Below are 17,492 nucleotides of genomic sequence, written 5' to 3' on the forward strand. Positions count from 1 at the left end.
CGGCACGCCGCCGAGCGCGGCGCCAAGGCCGAGTTCCGGGAGGCCAGCTCGCACTACAAGGCCAGCGTGATCCGCGCCCTGCGCGACGTGCAGGACCCGCTCGGGCAACTGCGCGACCTGCAGCGCGAAGCCGTCGACCAGGACGCCGCCACCCACGCCGCCGCCCAGGCCAGCGCACTGGCCGAGAACAGCTACCGCAACGGCGCGGTCAGCTACCTCGACGTGATCAGCGCGCAGACCGCCGCGTTGCAGGCCGAGCTGCGCAGCCAGGCCCTGCAGACCCGCCGCCTGCAGGCCAGCGCGCAGCTGCTGGTGGCCCTCGGCGGCGACTGGCGGGCCGGCTGAGGCTCAGCGCCTGATGCGCCTCCTCCTCGCCGAACTGCGCAGCCTGCCGGTGCTGCAGGTGCCCCTGCAGCATGGCTGCGACAGCCAGAGCGCCTTCGCCGCCAGTTCTGCGTGGCGCCTACGGCGTTCTACCGCTAGGGGGATAACCGTTCGCGGTTATCCGCCGTCACATCCAATACCCGGCCTGGCGGCGGATAACCCTTCGGGTTACTCGCCCTACACCCACCGCTGTGCGGTCCCGCGCGGATGACGTCATGGGCCGCGGCGGGTAAGCTGCCGCCCCCTGTATCACCCGCCGCGAGAGAGCCCCATGGCCAACAACGACATCACCTTCCTCCCCGACGCCGATCCGGAGTCGATCTCCTCCGACGTGGCCGGCTTCGGCGGCCTGCTGGTGTCCACCCAGATTCCCACCCGCGAAGACGGCAGCCTGGAACTGGGCGGCATCGTCGAGCAGAGCGAGTGCACCCTGCGCGCCCTGCAGCTGGCCCTGGAGCGTGCCGGCAGCGGCATGGACCGCGTGCTGCACCTGACCATCTACCTCACCGACATGGCCGACCGCGCCGCCTTCAACGAGGTCTACCAGCGCTTCTTCGCCAAGCCCTGGCCGGTGCGCGCCGCCGTCGGCGTGGCGGCGCTGGCGGTGGAAGGCATGCGCGTGGAAGTCACCGCGCTGGCCGCCAGGGCCTGATCGCCCGCGCGCCGCCCGGCTCCCCGCCGGGGGCGGCGCCATCGGGCAGCGCACGGGTGCCGCGCCGGCGTTTCGCCGGTACAATGCGCGCCTTGCCGTGTCACGCCTGATGAAGAAGAAAGAAACCATGTCCCTGCCGAAGAACCATCTGGAACTGCTCAGCCCCGCCCGCGATACCGCCATCGCCCGCGAGGCCATCCTGCATGGAGCCGATGCCGTGTACATCGGCGGCCCCAGCTTCGGCGCGCGGCACAACGCCTGCAACGAGGTGAGCGACATCGCCCAGCTGGTGGAATTCGCCCACCGCTACCACGCGCGGGTGTTCACCACCATCAACACCATCCTCCACGACGACGAGCTGGAACCGGCCCGCGCGCTGATCCACCAGCTCTACGACGCCGGCGTCGACGCGCTGATCGTGCAGGACCTGGGCGTGCTCGACCTGGACATCCCGCCGATCGAGCTGCACGCCAGCACCCAGACCGACATCCGCACCCTGGGCCGGGCCAAGTTCCTCGACCAGGCCGGCTTCTCCCAGCTGGTGCTGGCCCGCGAGCTTAACCTGCAGGAAATCCGCGCGATCGCCGACGAAACCGACGCGGCCATCGAGTTCTTCATCCACGGCGCGCTCTGCGTGGCCTTCTCCGGCCAGTGCAACATCTCCCACGCACAGACCGGGCGCAGCGCCAACCGTGGCGACTGCTCGCAGGCCTGCCGCCTGCCGTACACCCTGAAGGACGACCAGGGCCGCGTGGTGGCCTTCGAGAAGCACCTGCTGTCGATGAAGGACAACAACCAGAGCGCCAACCTCAGCGCCCTGGTCGACGCCGGCGTGCGCTCCTTCAAGATCGAGGGGCGCTACAAGGACATGGGCTATGTGAAGAACATCACCGCCTACTACCGCCAGCGCCTGGACGGCATCCTCGCCGAGCGCCCGGACCTGGCCCGCGCCTCCAGCGGCCGCACCGACCACTTCTTCCTGCCCGACCCGGACAAGACCTTCCACCGCGGCAGCACCGACTACTTCGTCAGCGAGCGCAAGATCGACATCGGCGCCTTCGACTCGCCGACCTTCACCGGCCTGCCGGTGGGCGTGGTGGAAAAGGTCGGCAAGCGCGACCTGATCGCCGTCACCGAGCAGCCGCTGTCCAACGGCGACGGCCTCAACGTGCTGGTCAAGCGCGAAGTGGTGGGCTTCCGCGCCAACATCGCCGAGCTCAAGGGTGAATTCGAGGAAGACGGCGAGAAGCGCTACCGCTACCGCGTCGAGCCCAACGAGATGCCCGAGGGCATGTACCGCCTGCGCCCCAACCACCCGCTGAGCCGCAACCTCGACCACAACTGGCAGCAGGCCCTGCAGAAGACCTCCGCCGAGCGCCGCGTCGGCCTCGACTGGGTCGCCCGCCTGCGCGAGGAGCGCCTGGAACTGACCGCCACCAGCGAGGAAGGCGTGAGCGCCAGCGTCGCCCTGGACGGCCCGTTCGGCGCCGCCAACAAGCCGGAGCAGGCGCTGGAGCAGCTGCACGACCTGCTCTGCCAGCTGGGCACCACCCAGTACCACGCCGAGCGCGTCGAGCTGGACGCCCCGCAGGCCTGCTTCATCCCCAATTCGCAGCTCAAGGCCCTGCGCCGCGAGGCCATCGAGGCGCTGACCGCCGCCCGCGTCGCCGCCCACCCGCGCGGCAGCCGCAAGGCCGAGAGCAACCCGCCGCCGGTGTACCCGGAGTCGCACCTGTCGTTCCTCGCCAACGTGTACAACCACAAGGCCCGCGAGTTCTACCAGCGCCACGGCGTGCAACTGATCGACGCGGCCTACGAGGCCCACGAGGAAGCCGGCGAGGTGCCGGTGATGATCACCAAGCACTGCCTGCGCTTCTCCTTCAACCTGTGCCCGAAACAGGCCAAGGGCGTCACCGGCGTGCGCACCAAGGTCGCGCCCATGCAGCTGATCCACGGCGACGAAGTGCTGACCCTGAAGTTCGACTGCAAGCCCTGCGAGATGCACGTGATCGGCAAGATGAAGGGCCACATCCTCGACCTGCCGCAGCCCGGCAGCGCGGTAAGCCAGGTGGTCGGCCAGATCAGCCCGGAAGACCTGCTCAAGACCATCCGCCGCGCGCCGCACTGAGGCGCCGAAAGCCAAGCGGGGCGGTCCATGTGACCGCCCCGCTGGCATTCAGCCCGCCGGCTGCTCGCGTTCCTTGAGCAGTTGGCGAATCACCGCCTCCTGCCCCTGGTAGTCGCCCTCGCCCACGTGCAGGTAGCGCACGCGCCCCTTCGCATCGATGAAGTAGTGCGCCGGCCAGTACTGGTTGGCGAAGGCGTTCCAGATCCGGTAGTGGTTGTCGAGCGCCACCGGGTAATGGATGTCGTGGGCCTCCACGGCCTTCTGCACGTTCGCCGGCACCCGCTCGAAGGGGTACTCCGGCGTGTGCACGCCGATCACCACCAGGCCCTGGTCGGCGTAGCGCTTCGCCCACTGGTTCACGTACGGCAGGGTGTGCTGGCAGTTGATGCAGTCGTAAGTCCAGAAGTCCACCAGCACCACCTTGCCGCGCAGGTCGGCGCTGGCCAGCGGCGCGCTGTTCAGCCACTGCACGGCGCCGTCCAGGCTGGGCATGGCGCCCAGGTCGTCCAGCTGTTCCGCCGCGCTGGCGCTGGGCATCAGCTTGTTCAGCAGCCTGGGCACGCCGTTCAGCACCTTGCGTTCAAGGCCGGCCAGGGCCTGCGAGGAACCCGAGCCGACCAGCTGCGCGCTGGCGCCGCTGCCGATCACCACCACCGCCAGCAGGGCCAGGGCCCCGGCCCCACGCCGCAGCCACTCCAGCGCGCCGAGCGACGGGCGCAGGCGCTGGTACAGGCCGCGACCGAGGAACAGCGCGGCGCCCAGGGCCACGGCGCTGCCCAGCCCGTAGGCCAACAGCAGCAGGCTGGTGGAGGCGCTGGGCCCCTGGAGCATCGCGCCGGAGAGGATCAGCCCGAGGATCGGCCCGGCGCACGGCGCCCACAGCAGGCCGGCGGCGAAGCCCAGCAGCCAGGCCGACAACACCGGCGGCAGGCCCCGCGCCTGGCCGTGCAGGCGATCGCCGAGCCAGGCCCAGGGCCGCGAAATCCAGGTGCCGAAGCGGTTCGACAGCAGCGCCACGGCGGACAGCCCGAGCAGCGCCAGGGCCAGGTAGCGGCCGACCTCGCTGGCCTCCACCACCCACGCGCTGGACACCGCCGCCAGGCTCGCCAGCACGGCGAAACCGCTGGCCAGGCCGGCCAGGGTCAGCAGCGGCGACCAGGCCGGCCCGCCGGCGCGCTGCAACAGCAGGGGCAAAACGGGAAGGATGCAGGGGCTGAGCAGGGTCAGCACCCCGCCGAGAAAGGCGATGAGCAGCATGGCGACCTCGTCTTCGAAAGGGGTTGGGCACTGCGGCCGTCCGTGGCCGGCGCGGGGCGGATCAGCCGCCCTCGTTGCAGTCGCTGGAGAACTTCTGGTAGGCCAGGCTGTGCGGCTGGCCGGCGGAATCCAGGTAGTCCATGCGCGCCTGCACCACCTGGCAGGTGCCCGGGTCTTCATGCAGGGCCAGGACCTTCTTCACATCCAGGTGCTGGCCGTAGTGATACTGCTGCACCGGCTCCGGGGCGCTGGCGGCGAAGCTGGCCAGGGGCGCGGCGAAGGCGAACAGGGCGGCGGCGAGAGTCAGGGTTTTCATGGCGGTGTCCTCGGTGATGGGTTCGTGGCGCGGAGGCCGCTGGCCTTCCGCTTGCTGCCCATTTCACTCGCCGCGGGTATCCCGCCTGTGTCCGCCGCCCCCCGCCAATGCCGCCCCAGGTATCCACGTACGGCGCAGATACAGTGGAATACAAAGGGCGGCAGGCAGGCGCGACGCCGGCCTATACACTGGTCCCACAAGCGAACCCCACGAGGAGTCACCATGGATCACGTCGATCATGTCCTGATCGTCGACGACGACCGCGAGATCCGCGAGCTGGTCGGCAACTACCTGAAGAAGAACGGCCTGCGCGTGAGCCTGGCTGGGGACGGCCGGCAGATGCGCGCCTTCCTCGAAGGCAACGCGGTCGACCTGATCGTGCTCGACATCATGATGCCCGGCGACGACGGCCTGAAGCTGTGCCGCGAGCTGCGCGTGGGCAAGCACAAGGCCACGCCGGTGCTGATGCTCACCGCGCGCAACGACGAGACCGACCGCATCATCGGCCTGGAAATGGGCGCCGACGACTACCTGACCAAGCCCTTCTCCGCCCGCGAGCTGCTGGCGCGGATCAACGCCGTGCTGCGGCGCACGCGCATGCTGCCGCCGAACCTGTCGATCACCGAGAGCAGCCGGCTGATCGGCTTCGGCCAGTGGCGCCTGGACACCAGCGCGCGCCACCTGCTCGACGCCGAGGGCACCCTGGTCGCCCTGAGCGGCGCCGAGTACCGCCTGCTGCGGGTGTTCCTCGACCACCCGCAACGGGTGCTCAGCCGCGAGCAGTTGCTGAACCTGACCCAGGGCCGCGAGGCGGATGTGTTCGACCGCTCCATCGACCTGCTGGTCAGCCGTCTGCGCCAGCGCCTGCGCGACGACGCCCGCGAGTCGGCGTGCATCAAGACCGTGCGCAACGAAGGCTACGTCTTCTCGCTGCCGGTGCAGCTCATCGAACCCGCCGAGTGACCGCCATGCCCCGCACCCTGGCAGCGCGCCTGGCGCTGATCTTCCTCACCGGGCTGGTGCTGGCCTACGGCCTGTCCTTCAGCTCGCAGTTCTACGAGCGCTACATCAGCGCGCGGAGCATGATGCTCGGCAACCTGGAGTCCGACGTGAGCACCGCCGTGGCCCTGCTCGACCGCCTGCCGGCCGGCGAGCGCGGGCAGTGGCTGCCGCTGGTCGAGCGGCCCAACTACCGCTACCGGCTGGACGACGGCGAGCCCGGCCAGCCGATGGACATGAGCCGGGCGCCGATGGCCGCGAGCTCCATCGAGAACGCCATCGGCCCGCGCTACGCCCTGCGCTTCGAGAGCCTGCCCGGCCCGGCCGCGCACTTCCAGGCGCACCTGCGCCTGGCCGACGGCATGCCGCTGACCATCGACGTGACCCCGCGCGGAGTCACGGTGGCGCGCTGGCTACCGACGGTGCTGGTGCTGCAGCTCGCCGTGCTGCTGGCCTGCACCTGGCTGGCGGTGCGCACGGCGATCCGCCCGCTGACGCGCCTGGCCCACGCCGTCGACCACCTCGACCCGGACAGCCCCAGCGCGCCGCTGGACGAGCACGGCCCGCGCGAGGTGGCCTACGCCGCGCGCGCCTTCAACACCCTGCAAGGGCGCATCGGCGACTACCTGAAGGAACGCATGCAACTGCTGGCGGCTATCTCCCACGACCTGCAGACGCCGATCACGCGGATGAAGCTGCGCGTCGAGCAGATGGACGAATCGCCGGAGACCGAGCGCCTGTGGAGCGACCTGGAGGAAATGCAGCACCTGGTCCGCGAGGGCGTGGCCTACGCCCGCAGCATGGACGGCGCCAGCGAGGCGCGGCACCGCGTCGACCTCGACGCCTTCCTCGACAGCCTGGTGCTGGACTACCAGGACGCCGGCCAGCGGGTCAGCCTCGAAGGCCGCGCCGGGGTGGCACTGGAAACCCGCCCGCACGCGCTGCGCCGGGTGCTCGGCAACCTGCTCGACAACGCGCTGAAATACGCGGGCTCCGCGCAGCTGGAAGTGCAGCGCGACGACGGCGTTCTGTACCTGCGTGTACTGGATCGCGGCCCCGGCATCGCCGAGGACGAGCTGGAAGCGGTGCTCAAGCCCTTCTACCGCGTGGAAAGCTCGCGCAACCGCGACACCGGCGGCACCGGCCTGGGGCTGGCCATCGCCCACCAGCTGAGCCAGGCCCTGGGCGGCCGCCTGACCCTGGGCAACCGCGAAGGCGGCGGCCTCTGCGCGGAGCTGGCGCTGCGCCTGAGCGCCTGAGCGCCTGAGCGCTCCTACACTGAGATACACGGCGGCCTGCTCCGGGACACATCCGCGACAAGCCGCCTTGCGAGCATGACTCCACCCCGCAGCGACGGCAGCCCGCCCCTCGCGCGGCCGCCACGGAGCATGCCATGAACCCCACCGCCACCCCCGCCGGCCTGCACGGCTGGCGCCTGTTCGCCGCCCTCGCCATCGCCGTCCTGGCCGTCACCGCGCTGTGCCTGCTGTCGCAGCCGCAGCTGGTCGAGGCCTTGCGCAGCGCCATCCGCGCCACCGCGCGAACCTCCTTCGCGCTGTTCCTGGCGACCTTCCTCGCCTCGTCCCTGGCCAGCCTGGCGCCCAGCGCCGGCACCCGCGCGCTGCTGCGCGAGCGGCGCTTCCTCGGCCTGGCCTTCGCTTTCTCGCACCTGGTCCACGGCGTGCTGATCATCGCGTACCTGAAGCTGTTCCCGGAGACCTTCTGGGCCGGCCGCTCGGCGGCGGCGAACATCCCCGGCTCGATCGGCTACCTGTTCATCCTGCTGCTGGCCGCGACCAGCTTCCCCGCCGCCGTGAAGGCCCTGGGCGCGCGCACCTGGAAGCTGCTGCACGGCACCGGCACCTGGGTCATCGCCGGCATCTTCTGCCTGTCGTTCTTCAAGCGCATCCCGATGGGGCCCTGGTACGCCCTCGGCTTCGCGCTGATCTTCAGCGCCATCGTCCTCAAGCTCACCGCCAAGCTCGCCCTGCGCCTGCGCCGCAGCAACCGCCCGGCCCTGCGCGGCGCCAGCCACTGACCGCCCCTCAAGGAGAAAAGCCATGCACGCCCACCTCGACAGCACCCTGCGCCCGCTCGACCGCTTCGGCGCCTGGAGCGCCGATATCCCCCTGCGCCTGTTCCTGGCCTGGGAATTCCTCGAATCCGGCCTGGAGAAGTGGCACGGCGACAACTGGTTCGCGCAGATCCACGACGCCTTCCCCTTCCCGTTCAACCGGCTGCCGGCGGGCCTGGACTGGCAGGTGTCGATGTGGGCCGAACTGATCGCCCCGCTGCTCCTGCTGCTCGGCCTGGGCACTCGCTTCGCTTCCCTGGTGCTGATGGTGCTGACCGTGGTGGCGATCGCCGCCGTGCACTGGCCGGCACACTGGTCGAGCCTGAGCGAACTGGCCATGGGCTATTCGATCAGCGACAACGGCTACGGCAACTACAAGCTGCCGCTGATCTACCTGGTGGCGCTGGTCCCGCTGCTGCTCAACGGCTCCGGCCGCTGCAGCCTGGACGCGTTGCTGCGGCGCAAGGCCTGAGCCCGAGACGAACCCGCCAGCCGGCGGGTTCGTGCCTTGCATAACCTACCCGGGCCCCGTAGGCCGCCACCTAAATTTTTGTTCAGCTTGGGAGGAACCGGGCGGTAGCTGGTGGCGCGTATCGTTCTCGTCAATGCCGCCCCGCGAGGGGCGCGGAAGGACGAGCCCGCATGCCCTCACCCACTCCCGGCGCCCTGCCCCGGCTGGCCGCCGCCATCGCCCTGGCGCTGCTCGGCGCCTGCTCCCTGGTGCCGCACTACCAGCGTCCCGAGGTGGCCGTCGCCGGCCACTGGGACAACGCCGCCACGCCCGTCGCGCGGGTTTCGCCGCAGTGGTGGCGGGACTACGCCAGCGCCGAGCTGGACCAGCTGATCCAGCGCGCCGACAGCGACAGCCTGAGCCTGCAGGCGGCGGTCGCGCGGGTCGACCAGGCCCGCGCCAGCGCGCGCGTCGCCGGCGCCGCGCTGTACCCCGACCTGAGCCTGGGCGGCAGCTACATCCACGACCACGACAGCAGCAAGAACGCCCACCAGCTCTACGCCCAGGCCAGCTACGAAGTGGACTTCTGGGGCCGCAACCGCGCCCTCGCCGATTCCGCCGGCGCCCAGGCCCGGGCCAGCGCCTTCGACCTGGAGACCGCGCGCATCGGCCTGCAGGCCGACATCGCCGACAGCTACTTCCAGGTGCTCTCGCTGGACGAACGCCTGGCCGTGGCCCAGCGCATCGCCAACGACGCCGAGAACATCCTGCAACTGGTGCAGACCCAGTCGCGGCTGGGCTCCGCCTCCGACCTCGAAGTGGAACAGCAGCGCAATGCATTGCAAGGCTTCCAGGCCACCGTCAGCGTCCTCGCCCAGCAGCGCGACGCCGCGCTCTACCAGCTGGCGGTGCTGGTGGGCGCCGCCCCCGAAGGCTTCGCCCTGCAACACCAGGGCCTCGACGGCGTGCAACTGCCCGAGGCACGCGCCGGGCTGCCGGCCAGCCTGCTCGGCCAGCGCCCGGACATCCAGGCCGCCGAGGCGCGCTTGATTTCCGCCAACTTCGACGTCGGCGCGGCGCGCGCCGCCTTCCTGCCGAACATCTCCCTGGGCGCCCTCGCCGGCGGCGACGTGAAGACCGGCGGCGGGCTCTGGCAGCTGCTCGCCAGCCTCAGCCAGCCGCTGTTCGACGGCGGCCTGCTGGAAGGCCAGTTGCAGGCCGACCGCGCCCACGCCCGCGAACTGGTCGCCGACTACCGGCAGAACGTCCTGCAGGCCCTGCAGGACGTGGAAACCCAGCTCAGCGCCAACGCCCGCCTGGCGCGGACCCAGCGCATCGACCAAGGCGCCGTGGACTCGGCGCGCAAGGCCGCCGACCTGGCCCAGGTGCGCTACCGCCTGGGCAGCACCGACTTCCTCACCCTGCTGACCGCGCAGCGCAGCCTGTACCAGGCCGAGGACGGCCTGCTGCAGGTGCGCCTGCAACGCCTGCAGGCCTCGGTGGGCCTGAACCGCGCCCTCGGCGGCGGCTTCCAGGCCCCGGAGGCCGGCGCCCAGCTGGCCAGCAATCAACCTTCCGCACAGGCGACCCGACCGTGAGCCCGTCCCCCGCTTCCTCCCAGCGTCGCTACTGGCGCCTGGCGCTCCTCTTCCTCGGCGTGGCCCTGGCGGTCTTCGCCTGGCGGCATTTCGTCGCCAGCGCCCCGGCCAAACCGGCCGAAGCGCCGGTGCCGGTCAGCCTGGCGGTGGCCGACCAGCGCGACCTGCCGATCTGGTTGCAGACCATCGGCACGGTGCAGGCGCTGAACACAGTGAACATCAAGGTGCGGGTGGACGGCGAACTGCAGCAGCTGCACTTCCAGGAGGGGCAGATGGTCAAGGCCGGCCAGCTGCTCGCCGAGATCGACCCGCGCCCCTACGCCGCCCAGGTGCTCCAGGCCAAGGCCAACAAGGCGCGCGACGAGGCGCAGCTGACGGTGGCCAGGGTCAACCTCGACCGCGCCGCCAAGCTGGCCGCCGCCCACGCAGGTCCCAGCCAGGACGTCGACACCCTGCGCGGCCAGGTCGCCACCCTGCAGGCGACCCTCCAGGCCGACCAGGCGGCGCTCGACACCGCCCAACTGCAACTGGGCTACACGCGCATCGCCGCGCCCTTCGCCGGGCGCACCGGGCAACGCCTGGTGGACGCCGGCAGCATCGTCCACGCCAGCGACACCGGCGGCCTGCTGACCCTCACCCAGATGGCGCCGATCTCCCTGGCCTTCAGCCTGCCCCAGGAAGACCTCGCCGAGGTGCTCCAGGCCAACGCCGGGCAGCCGCTGCAGGTCGAGGCGTTGAGCCGCGACGGCCGCCAGCACATCGCCAGCGGCCGCCTGAGCTTCATCGACAGCCAGGTCTCCAGCGGCAACGGGCAGATTCTCTTCAAGGCCGACTTCGACAACGCCGACGGCAAGCTCTGGCCCGGCGAACTGCTCAGCGCGCGCCTGCTGCTGCGCACCGAGAAGGCCGCCACCGTGGTGCCGTCCGGTGCCGTGCAGCAAGGCCCGCAGGGCAGCTTCGTGTACGTGGTCGGGCGCGACCAGCAGGCCCAGGTGCGCGAGGTCAAGGCCGGCGCCGTGGTCGACGGCCTGCAATGGATCCACCAGGGCCTGGCGCCGGGCGAAACCGTGGTCGCCAGCGGCCAGTACCGCCTGGCGCCGGGGCTGAAGGTCTCGGCCCTGGCCGACCCGCGGCAGACCGCCAGCGCGGAGCAGCGGCCATGACCCTCTCCGAACCCTTCATCCGCCGCCGGGTCGCCACCACCCTGCTGGCCCTGGGCGTGCTGCTGCTCGGCGGCGCCGCCTACTTCATGCTGCCGGTGGCCTCGCTGCCGCAGGTGGACATGCCGACCATCCAGGTCCAGGCCACCCTGCCCGGCGCCAGCGCCGACACCATGGCCTCGTCGGTGGCCACGCCACTCGAACGGGCCTTCGCCAGCGTGCCCGGAGTCACCCAGATGACCTCGGCCAGCTCCCTGGGGCTGACCCAGATCACCCTGCAGTTCGACCTGGAACGCAACATCGACGGCGCCGCCCAGGACGTGCAGACGGCGATCAGCGCCGCCGGCGGCAACCTGCCGAAGAACCTGCCGGCGCCGCCGACCTTCCACAAGGTCAACCCGGCGGACTTCACCTTCCTGTCCCTCGCGGTGACCTCGCCGACCCGCACCCTGCCGGAGCTGGACCACTACGCCGACGACTACCTCGGCCAGCAGCTGTCGCAGATTCCCGGCGTCGGCCTGGTGGACTTCCACGGCGAGCAGCGCCCGGCGGTGCGCGTGCGCGTCGACCCGGACGCCCTGGCCGCGCGCGGCCTGACCCTGGACGATGTGCGCACCATGCTCGGCAACGCCACCATCGACGCGCCCAAGGGCAACCTCGACGGCGCCGAGCGCGCGGTGACCCTGGACACCACCGACCAGCTCACCCGCGCCGCGCAGTACGGCTCGCTGGTGGTGGCCTACCGCGACGGCGTGCCGATCCGCCTGAACGACCTGGGCACGGTGATCGACGGCGCCGAGGACGTGCGCCAGGCCGCCGGCCTGCAGGGCCGGCCGACGGTGATCGTCGACATCCACAAGCAGCCCGGCTACAACGTGCTGGCGGTGACCCAGGCGATCAAGGACCGCCTGCCCGCCCTGCTGGTGCAGCTGCCGCGCGACGTCAAGGTCGACCTGGTGGGCGACCGCACCCAGACCATCAACGCCTCCATCGACGAAGTGCAGTTCAACCTGCTGCTGTCCGTCGCCCTGGTGGTGGCGGTGGTCTTCGTGTTCCTGCGCAACGCCAGCGCCACCTTCATCCCGGCGCTGACCATCCCGCTGTCGCTGGTCGCCACCTTCGCCGTCATGTACGTGCTCGGCTACAGCCTCGACAACCTGTCGATCATGGCCCTGAGCATCGCCGTCGGCTTCGTGGTGGACGACGCCATCGTGGTGATGGAGAACATCATCCGCCACCTGGAGATGCACAAGCCGCCATTGCAGGCGGCCATCGAGGGCACCGCCGAGGTGGCCTTCACCATCGTCTCGATGACCGTCTCGCTGGTCGCGGTGTTCATTCCCATCCTGTTCATGGGCGGGGTCGTCGGCCGCCTGCTGCGCGAGTTCGCGGTCACCGTGAGCGTGGCGGTGGTGGTCTCCGGGGTGGTGTCGCTGACGGTCACGCCGATGCTCTGCGCCTGGTTCATCCGCCACGACCGGCATGGCGTGCAGAACCGCTTCCTGCAATGGAGCGAACGCCGCTTCGACGCCCTGCTCGACGGCTACCGGCGCAGCCTGACCCGCGTGCTCAAGCATGAGCGGCTGACCCTGGCGGTGGCCCTGCTGACCCTGCTGGTCACCGCCGGGCTGTACGTCGAGGTGCCCAAGGGCTTCTTCCCGCAGCAGGACACCGGGGTGGTCCAGGGCATCGCCGAGGCCAACGCCGACATCTCCTTCGCCGCCATGCGCGAACGCATGGCCGAACTCAGCGAGGTGATCCAGCGCGACCCTGACGTGGCCACGGTCTACTACTGGATCGGCCCCAACCCGACCCTCAGCCAGGGCCGCGTGCAGATCGGCCTGAAACCCTACGACCAGCGCGACAGCACCGCCGCGCAGGTGGTCGAGCGGCTCAAGCGCGAGCTCGCCGCGGTGCCCGGCATCAGCCTGTACATGCAGGTGCGCCAGGACGTGCAGATCGGCGGCCGGCCGAGCAAGACCCAGTTCCAGTACACCCTGCAGGACCCGGACAGCGGCGAGCTGAACCACTGGGCCGGGGTGCTGCTGGGCAAGCTCAGGCACCTGCCGCAGCTACGCGACGTGGCCACCGACCAGCAGCAGGCGGCGCCGCGCAGCACCCTGCACATCGACCGCGACAGCGCCGCGCGCCTGGGGGTGAACGTGCAGGCCATCGACGACGTGCTCTACGACGCCTTCGGCCAGCGCCAGGTGGCGACCCTGTTCACCGCGCTGGACCAGTACCACGTGATCCTCGAGCTGGACCCGCGCTGGCAGGTGTCGGCGGAAAGCCTCAAGCACCTCTACGCGCGCTCCAGCCTGAGCGGCGAGCTGGTCCCGCTGAGCGTGCTCGGCCGCCTGGAGCCGGACCTGGCGCCGATCACCATCAACCACCAGGGGCTGTTCCCGGCGGTCACCCTGTCGTTCAACCTGGCCCCCGGCTACGCCCTGGGCGACGCGGTGAACGCGATCCAGCAGGCGACCGTCCAGGCCGGCCTGCCGGACAGCGTCAGCGGCACCTTCCAGGGCACCGCTCAGGCCTTCCAGGACTCGTTGCGCAGCCAGCCGTGGCTGATCCTGGCGGCGGTGGTGACGGTGTACATCGTCCTTGGCGTGCTCTACGAGAGCCCGCTGCTGCCGCTGTCGATCCTCTCCACCCTGCCCTCGGCCGGCCTCGGCGCGCTGCTGGCGCTGCTGCTGTGCGGCCAGGACCTGTCGCTGATGGGGATGATCGGCATCATCCTGCTGATCGGCATCGTCAAGAAGAACGCCATCATGATGATCGACTTCGCGCTGGTGGCCGAGCGCGGCGGCATGACGCCGCTGGACGCGACCCTGGAAGGCAGCACCCTGCGCTTCCGGCCGATCCTCATGACCACCCTGGCAGCGCTGTTCGGCGCGCTGCCGCTGGCCCTGGGCACCGGATCCGGCGCCGAGCTGCGCCAGCCGCTGGGCGTCGCCATCGTCGGCGGCCTGCTGGTGTCGCAGGTGCTGACGCTGTACACCACGCCGGTGATCTACCTGTGGTTCTCGCGCCTGGCGGCGAGCTTCCGCGCCTGGCGCCAGGGGCGCGGCGGCGAAGCGGCGGTACAGGCCGAATGAGAAGACGAAAAGCCGACAAGCGCCGCGCTATGCTGCGCATCCCCTTACCCCGGTGATGCCACGATGCTCGAACTGAAGAACCTCGACCTGCGCGACGACGCCCTGGCCGCCCGCTATGTGAAGGACGAGACGGTGCAGGTGGAGTTCGCCGGCGCGGCCGGCGCGCTGATGAGCCTGGAAGGCGCCAACCGCTTCGAGCCGGGCGACGCCCTGGTGAGCGGCGCCGGCGGCGAGCGCTGGGTGGTGTCGCGCGAGCGCTTCGACGCCAAGTACCTGCCCGCCGAGCCCGGCCTGCCGCACGGCCAGCCCGGCGCCTACCGCAACCGCCCCAACGTGGTCCTGGCGCGGCGCATGCTGCAGCCCTTCCGCATCGCCCGCTCGGCGGCCGGCGACATGCTGCACGGCGAGGCCGGCGACTGGGTCATGCAATACGCCCCCGGCGACTACGGCGTGACCCAGGCGGAACGCTTCGCCCGTGTCTACCGCCCGGCGGACTGAACCTCACCGGGCCAGTACGGCGGCGACGAACCCAGAGCCGGCGCAGGCAGCCCCCACTGCAACGGCGAACCCTGCAACAACAGCGGCGGATGCAGGCGCTGCGCCGGGCCCCAGGCGGTTTCCTCGATAGCCGGGTCGAGATCGGCCGGCGTCTCGGCGGCCAGCTCCGGCAAGGCCTGCGCCTGGGTTCCCTGCTCCACCAGGAACTGCGCCGTGCGCGCCAGCGACAGTCGCCAGGTGCTGCCGCGCCCGCTGCTCAGGCGCCGGCCCAGGCCGCAGAGCGCGGCGGCGGCCATCAGGTAGCCGGTGGCGTGGTCCAGCGCCTGCACCGGCAGCGGTACCGGCTTGTCGGCCTGGCGCCAGCGCATGCCGGCGTCGGCGATGCCGGTGCTCATCTGCACCAGGCTGTCGAAGCCCCGGCGGTTGCGCCAGGGGCCGCTCCAGCCGTAGGCGTTCAGGCTCACGTCGATCAGCCCCGGCGCCAGGTCCTGCAGCACTTCGGCGTCGAAGCCGAGGTTCTCCAGGGCGTCAGCGCGGTAGCCGTGGATCAGCACGTCGGCGTGGCGCAGCAGCTCGGCGAAGCGTTCGCGACCGGGCGGGTCCTTCAGGTCCAGGCGCGCGCAGCGCTTGCCCAGGCAGACTTCGGGAATCACCCCGGGCTCGTCCCAGCCCGGCGGGTCGATGCGCAACACCTCGGCGCCGAGGCCGGCGAGGAAGCGGCTGGCCACCGGTCCGGCGAGCACGCGGGTCAGGTCCAGCACCTTCACCCCGGCCAGGGGCCGCTCCAGCGTCGGCGTCCAGGCCGGCGCCGGGCCGATGGCGCGCTCCTGGCTCCACACCAGTTCCTGCTCGGCCAGCGCCTGGCCCTGGGGGTGCGCCCGCCACTCGTCCAGCGAGCGCATCTCCGCCGCGCAGCCACCGGCGGCGACCACCGCGTGCTCCAGCTCGGCCTTGTTCCAGGTAGCCACCCGGGCGGCGGTTTCCTCGCGGCTGGCCAGCGCGCCCAGCACCCGCACTACCGCGGCGCGATGGTGCGGGGCGTTGGTGTGCAGGCGAATCCAGCCGTCGCGGGTGGCGTAGTCGCCGGCGATGTCGCCCCACAGCGGCGGCAGCGTCCAGCCCTGCGGGCGCAGCGACCAGGAGAACCAGAAGGACGCCAGGCGGCGGTCCACCTGCAGCGCGCCGGGCCGCAACCCGGCGCGGATCAGCAGCGCGGCGGTGGCCGAGCCGGCGGCGGCGATGGAAGCGCTGGCGAGGTCGGTGACGGCGAAGGTGGATGGCAACCCGCCCTCGGCTTGGAATGACAGCGGCGCGGGCGGGGCCGCGTTTCCCTCCAGGGCCTGCCACAGTGCCCGGGTCATCTGGCTGGCGAGCATGCTGCACCTCGTCCGTAGAAATAAGGCGTCGGCCAAAGATCGAAGCCGGCCCGGCAACCTTAGCCCGCCGCGCTCCTCGCCGCGAGTTCGCGGGGCCGTGCGAAGGCGGAATTACGGGCAATAAAAAACCCGCCAGAGGCGGGTTTTCTACTGGGGCGCTAGTCCGTTAGCGATGCTTCCACAATACCCCTGAAAGGTGAAAAAAGTGTGAAGAAACTTAAGTCAACCTGAATAATCCAGCGCGGTCCAGGCGCGGCTGAGATCGTCGCGGATGCGGCAGGCGGAGAGATCGCGCGGGCCGTCGTCCAGGCTCAGCAGGCGGGTGGCGCCGCCGGCCCCGTCGGTGGATTCGGGCAGCGTCTGCAGGCGCCCGCAGTTGGGCGTGTCGATGACGTAGCTGGCGGCGATCGCCGAGCGCGAACGCGGCAGACGGATGGCGTCGCGCACGACACCGTGCTCTTCGATGCGCTTGCCGTTGGCCACCAGCACCGCCCAGGCCTCGTGGCCGTCGATGACCAGGAAGGCGCCATTGGCCTTGGGGCCTTCGGCCGGCGGCTCGGCGCAGCCGCCGAGCAGGGCCAGGAGGGTGAGGACCAGCACCAGCTTGACTTGCTTCATCACGCATTCCTCTTCTGGGTAGCCGCCGCGTGGTCGGAAAGCCCGGATTTCGCGGCGGTCATGGATTCGGTGAGCCAGCGAATCCATGGTAGCCATAAAATACTGTTCATGCATACAGTATTTTTCGATTATCCTTCTGTCATCGATGCAAGGCACCCTGTAGCGGGTGCCCCGGCAGGGAACCGAAAGAGGAGCATGAGCGATGGTGGACGTCCGCCAGATGAAATACACCGTGAACCACATGGGCGTGGAGGAAGTCAGCGAGGCGGTCGCCGAGCTGCTGCTGGAAGGCCTGGTCACCGAGGGCAAGACACCGTTCTCCCGCACGCACTTCAACACCTGCTTCGCCGAGATCGAGGCCCTGCTGCAACGCGCCGGCTACCACCGCCCGCTGGACGTGGTCGGCTACCAGGGCCAGGCCTACGCGATGTTCGACCCGAGCCGCTGGGAGGCGGTGGAGGTGCTGCGCTGGCTCAAGGAGTACGTCGAGGAAGCCGCCGTCCGCGCCTGAAGCCCGCCGCGCGGCGGGCCGACTGCCGATGGGCGGCGAACCGCTGCCGCAGAGCGGCTCGACTTGCGCCAGCGGGGATCGGCCACTAAGGTCCTTGGGCGACAGATAGCCCCCCGCCTCCGGATCAAGGACGATTCCATGAGCAAGACGCTTCCCGACGACTGGTTATGGGCCTACCACAAGCTCCGCAGCCTGGCGGTGGGGCGTACCAGCTCGGCGTTCCTCGCCACCCTCTACCACCTGCGCGGCGACACCGGCCCCTTCTACTGCAAGGGCGGCCTGCGCAAGTCGCGCCTGGTGCGCAAGGAATCCTGATACGCCATCGCAGGGCGGCCTGAGGCCCGTGGCACGCTCCTACGGGTATGTCGC

The 17,492-nt window shown here is 70.7% G+C and carries 17 protein-coding genes; 13 read left to right on the forward strand and 4 right to left on the reverse strand.

Annotated elements, in window-relative coordinates:
- From P3W75_RS13835 to P3W75_RS13845, 3 genes are all read left to right on the forward strand, one after another.
- Positions 1–345 (forward strand): TolC family protein (locus P3W75_RS13835; RefSeq protein ID WP_276227925.1); only part of this gene is annotated, 345 nt, incomplete at its 5' end.
- A gap of 310 nt (positions 346–655) precedes the next feature.
- Positions 656–1,036: a RidA family protein gene (locus P3W75_RS13840; protein ID WP_276227926.1), complete on the forward strand. Its 381-nt coding sequence runs from the start codon at positions 656–658 to the stop codon at positions 1,034–1,036.
- Positions 1,037–1,163: 127 nt separating this feature from the next.
- Positions 1,164–3,164, forward strand: coding sequence for a peptidase U32 family protein (locus P3W75_RS13845; protein WP_276227940.1), 2,001 nt, complete (start codon positions 1,164–1,166; stop codon positions 3,162–3,164).
- Positions 3,165–3,212: 48 nt separating this feature from the next.
- On the opposite strand, the gene P3W75_RS13850 is transcribed toward P3W75_RS13845, so the two are convergent.
- Both P3W75_RS13850 and P3W75_RS13855 read right to left on the reverse strand, forming a co-directional pair.
- Positions 3,213–4,421 (reverse strand): cytochrome c biogenesis protein DipZ, encoded by a 1,209-nt coding sequence (locus P3W75_RS13850; protein ID WP_276227927.1) that lies wholly within the window; start codon positions 4,419–4,421, stop codon positions 3,213–3,215.
- A 61-nt stretch (positions 4,422–4,482) separates the two neighbouring features.
- Entirely contained in the window at positions 4,483–4,737 is a 255-nt protein-coding gene (locus P3W75_RS13855; protein ID WP_276227928.1) for a DUF2790 domain-containing protein, read from the reverse strand.
- 222 nt (positions 4,738–4,959) lie between these two features.
- Between P3W75_RS13855 and P3W75_RS13860 the strand changes: the two genes are divergently transcribed.
- The 8 genes from P3W75_RS13860 to P3W75_RS13895 all read left to right on the forward strand — a co-directional run bounded on the left by P3W75_RS13860 (position 4,960) and on the right by P3W75_RS13895 (position 14,618).
- Positions 4,960–5,700, forward strand: coding sequence for a response regulator (locus tag P3W75_RS13860; protein ID WP_276227929.1), 741 nt, complete (start codon positions 4,960–4,962; stop codon positions 5,698–5,700).
- Between the two features lie 5 nt (positions 5,701–5,705).
- Positions 5,706–6,995, forward strand: coding sequence for a sensor histidine kinase (locus P3W75_RS13865; protein ID WP_276227930.1), 1,290 nt, complete (start codon positions 5,706–5,708; stop codon positions 6,993–6,995).
- A gap of 134 nt (positions 6,996–7,129) precedes the next feature.
- Entirely contained in the window at positions 7,130–7,774 is a 645-nt protein-coding gene (locus P3W75_RS13870) for a ferric reductase-like transmembrane domain-containing protein (protein WP_276227931.1), read from the forward strand.
- A gap of 22 nt (positions 7,775–7,796) precedes the next feature.
- Complete coding sequence (locus P3W75_RS13875; RefSeq protein WP_276227932.1) at positions 7,797–8,282, forward strand: HvfX family Cu-binding RiPP maturation protein; 486 nt, start codon at positions 7,797–7,799, stop codon at positions 8,280–8,282.
- A gap of 170 nt (positions 8,283–8,452) precedes the next feature.
- Positions 8,453–9,859, forward strand: a complete 1,407-nt coding sequence (locus tag P3W75_RS13880; RefSeq protein WP_276227933.1) for an efflux transporter outer membrane subunit — start codon at positions 8,453–8,455, stop codon at positions 9,857–9,859.
- The gene (locus P3W75_RS13885) at positions 9,856–11,022 is read left to right on the forward strand and encodes an efflux RND transporter periplasmic adaptor subunit (protein ID WP_276227934.1); all 1,167 of its coding nucleotides are present in this window, start codon (positions 9,856–9,858) and stop codon (positions 11,020–11,022) included. The genes P3W75_RS13880 and P3W75_RS13885 overlap by 4 nt, the downstream gene beginning before the upstream one ends.
- Positions 11,019–14,120, forward strand: a complete 3,102-nt coding sequence (locus tag P3W75_RS13890) for an efflux RND transporter permease subunit (protein ID WP_276227935.1) — start codon at positions 11,019–11,021, stop codon at positions 14,118–14,120. The genes P3W75_RS13885 and P3W75_RS13890 overlap by 4 nt, the downstream gene beginning before the upstream one ends.
- A gap of 63 nt (positions 14,121–14,183) precedes the next feature.
- On the forward strand, positions 14,184–14,618 hold the full coding sequence (locus P3W75_RS13895; RefSeq protein ID WP_276227936.1) for a PGDYG domain-containing protein: 435 nt from the start codon (positions 14,184–14,186) through the stop codon (positions 14,616–14,618).
- On the opposite strand, the gene P3W75_RS13900 is transcribed toward P3W75_RS13895, so the two are convergent.
- Both P3W75_RS13900 and P3W75_RS13905 read right to left on the reverse strand, forming a co-directional pair.
- Positions 14,600–15,979: a CoA transferase gene (locus P3W75_RS13900; protein ID WP_276227941.1), complete on the reverse strand. Its 1,380-nt coding sequence runs from the start codon at positions 15,977–15,979 to the stop codon at positions 14,600–14,602. The two genes, P3W75_RS13895 and P3W75_RS13900, sit on opposite strands and share 19 nt — an antisense overlap.
- A 237-nt stretch (positions 15,980–16,216) precedes the next feature.
- Entirely contained in the window at positions 16,217–16,612 is a 396-nt protein-coding gene (locus P3W75_RS13905) for a hypothetical protein (protein ID WP_276227937.1), read from the reverse strand.
- A gap of 202 nt (positions 16,613–16,814) precedes the next feature.
- On the opposite strand from P3W75_RS13905, the gene P3W75_RS13910 reads away from it, so the two are divergent.
- Positions 16,815–17,123 (forward strand): transcriptional regulator, encoded by a 309-nt coding sequence (locus tag P3W75_RS13910; protein WP_276227938.1) that lies wholly within the window; start codon positions 16,815–16,817, stop codon positions 17,121–17,123.
- 138 nt (positions 17,124–17,261) lie between these two features.
- Positions 17,262–17,438, forward strand: coding sequence for a hypothetical protein (locus tag P3W75_RS13915; protein WP_276227939.1), 177 nt, complete (start codon positions 17,262–17,264; stop codon positions 17,436–17,438).
- Positions 17,439–17,492: the final 54 nt, after the last annotated feature.

It is taken from the genome of Pseudomonas citronellolis (assembly GCF_029335315.1).
Lineage (GTDB): Bacteria > Pseudomonadota > Gammaproteobacteria > Pseudomonadales > Pseudomonadaceae > Pseudomonas > Pseudomonas citronellolis_A.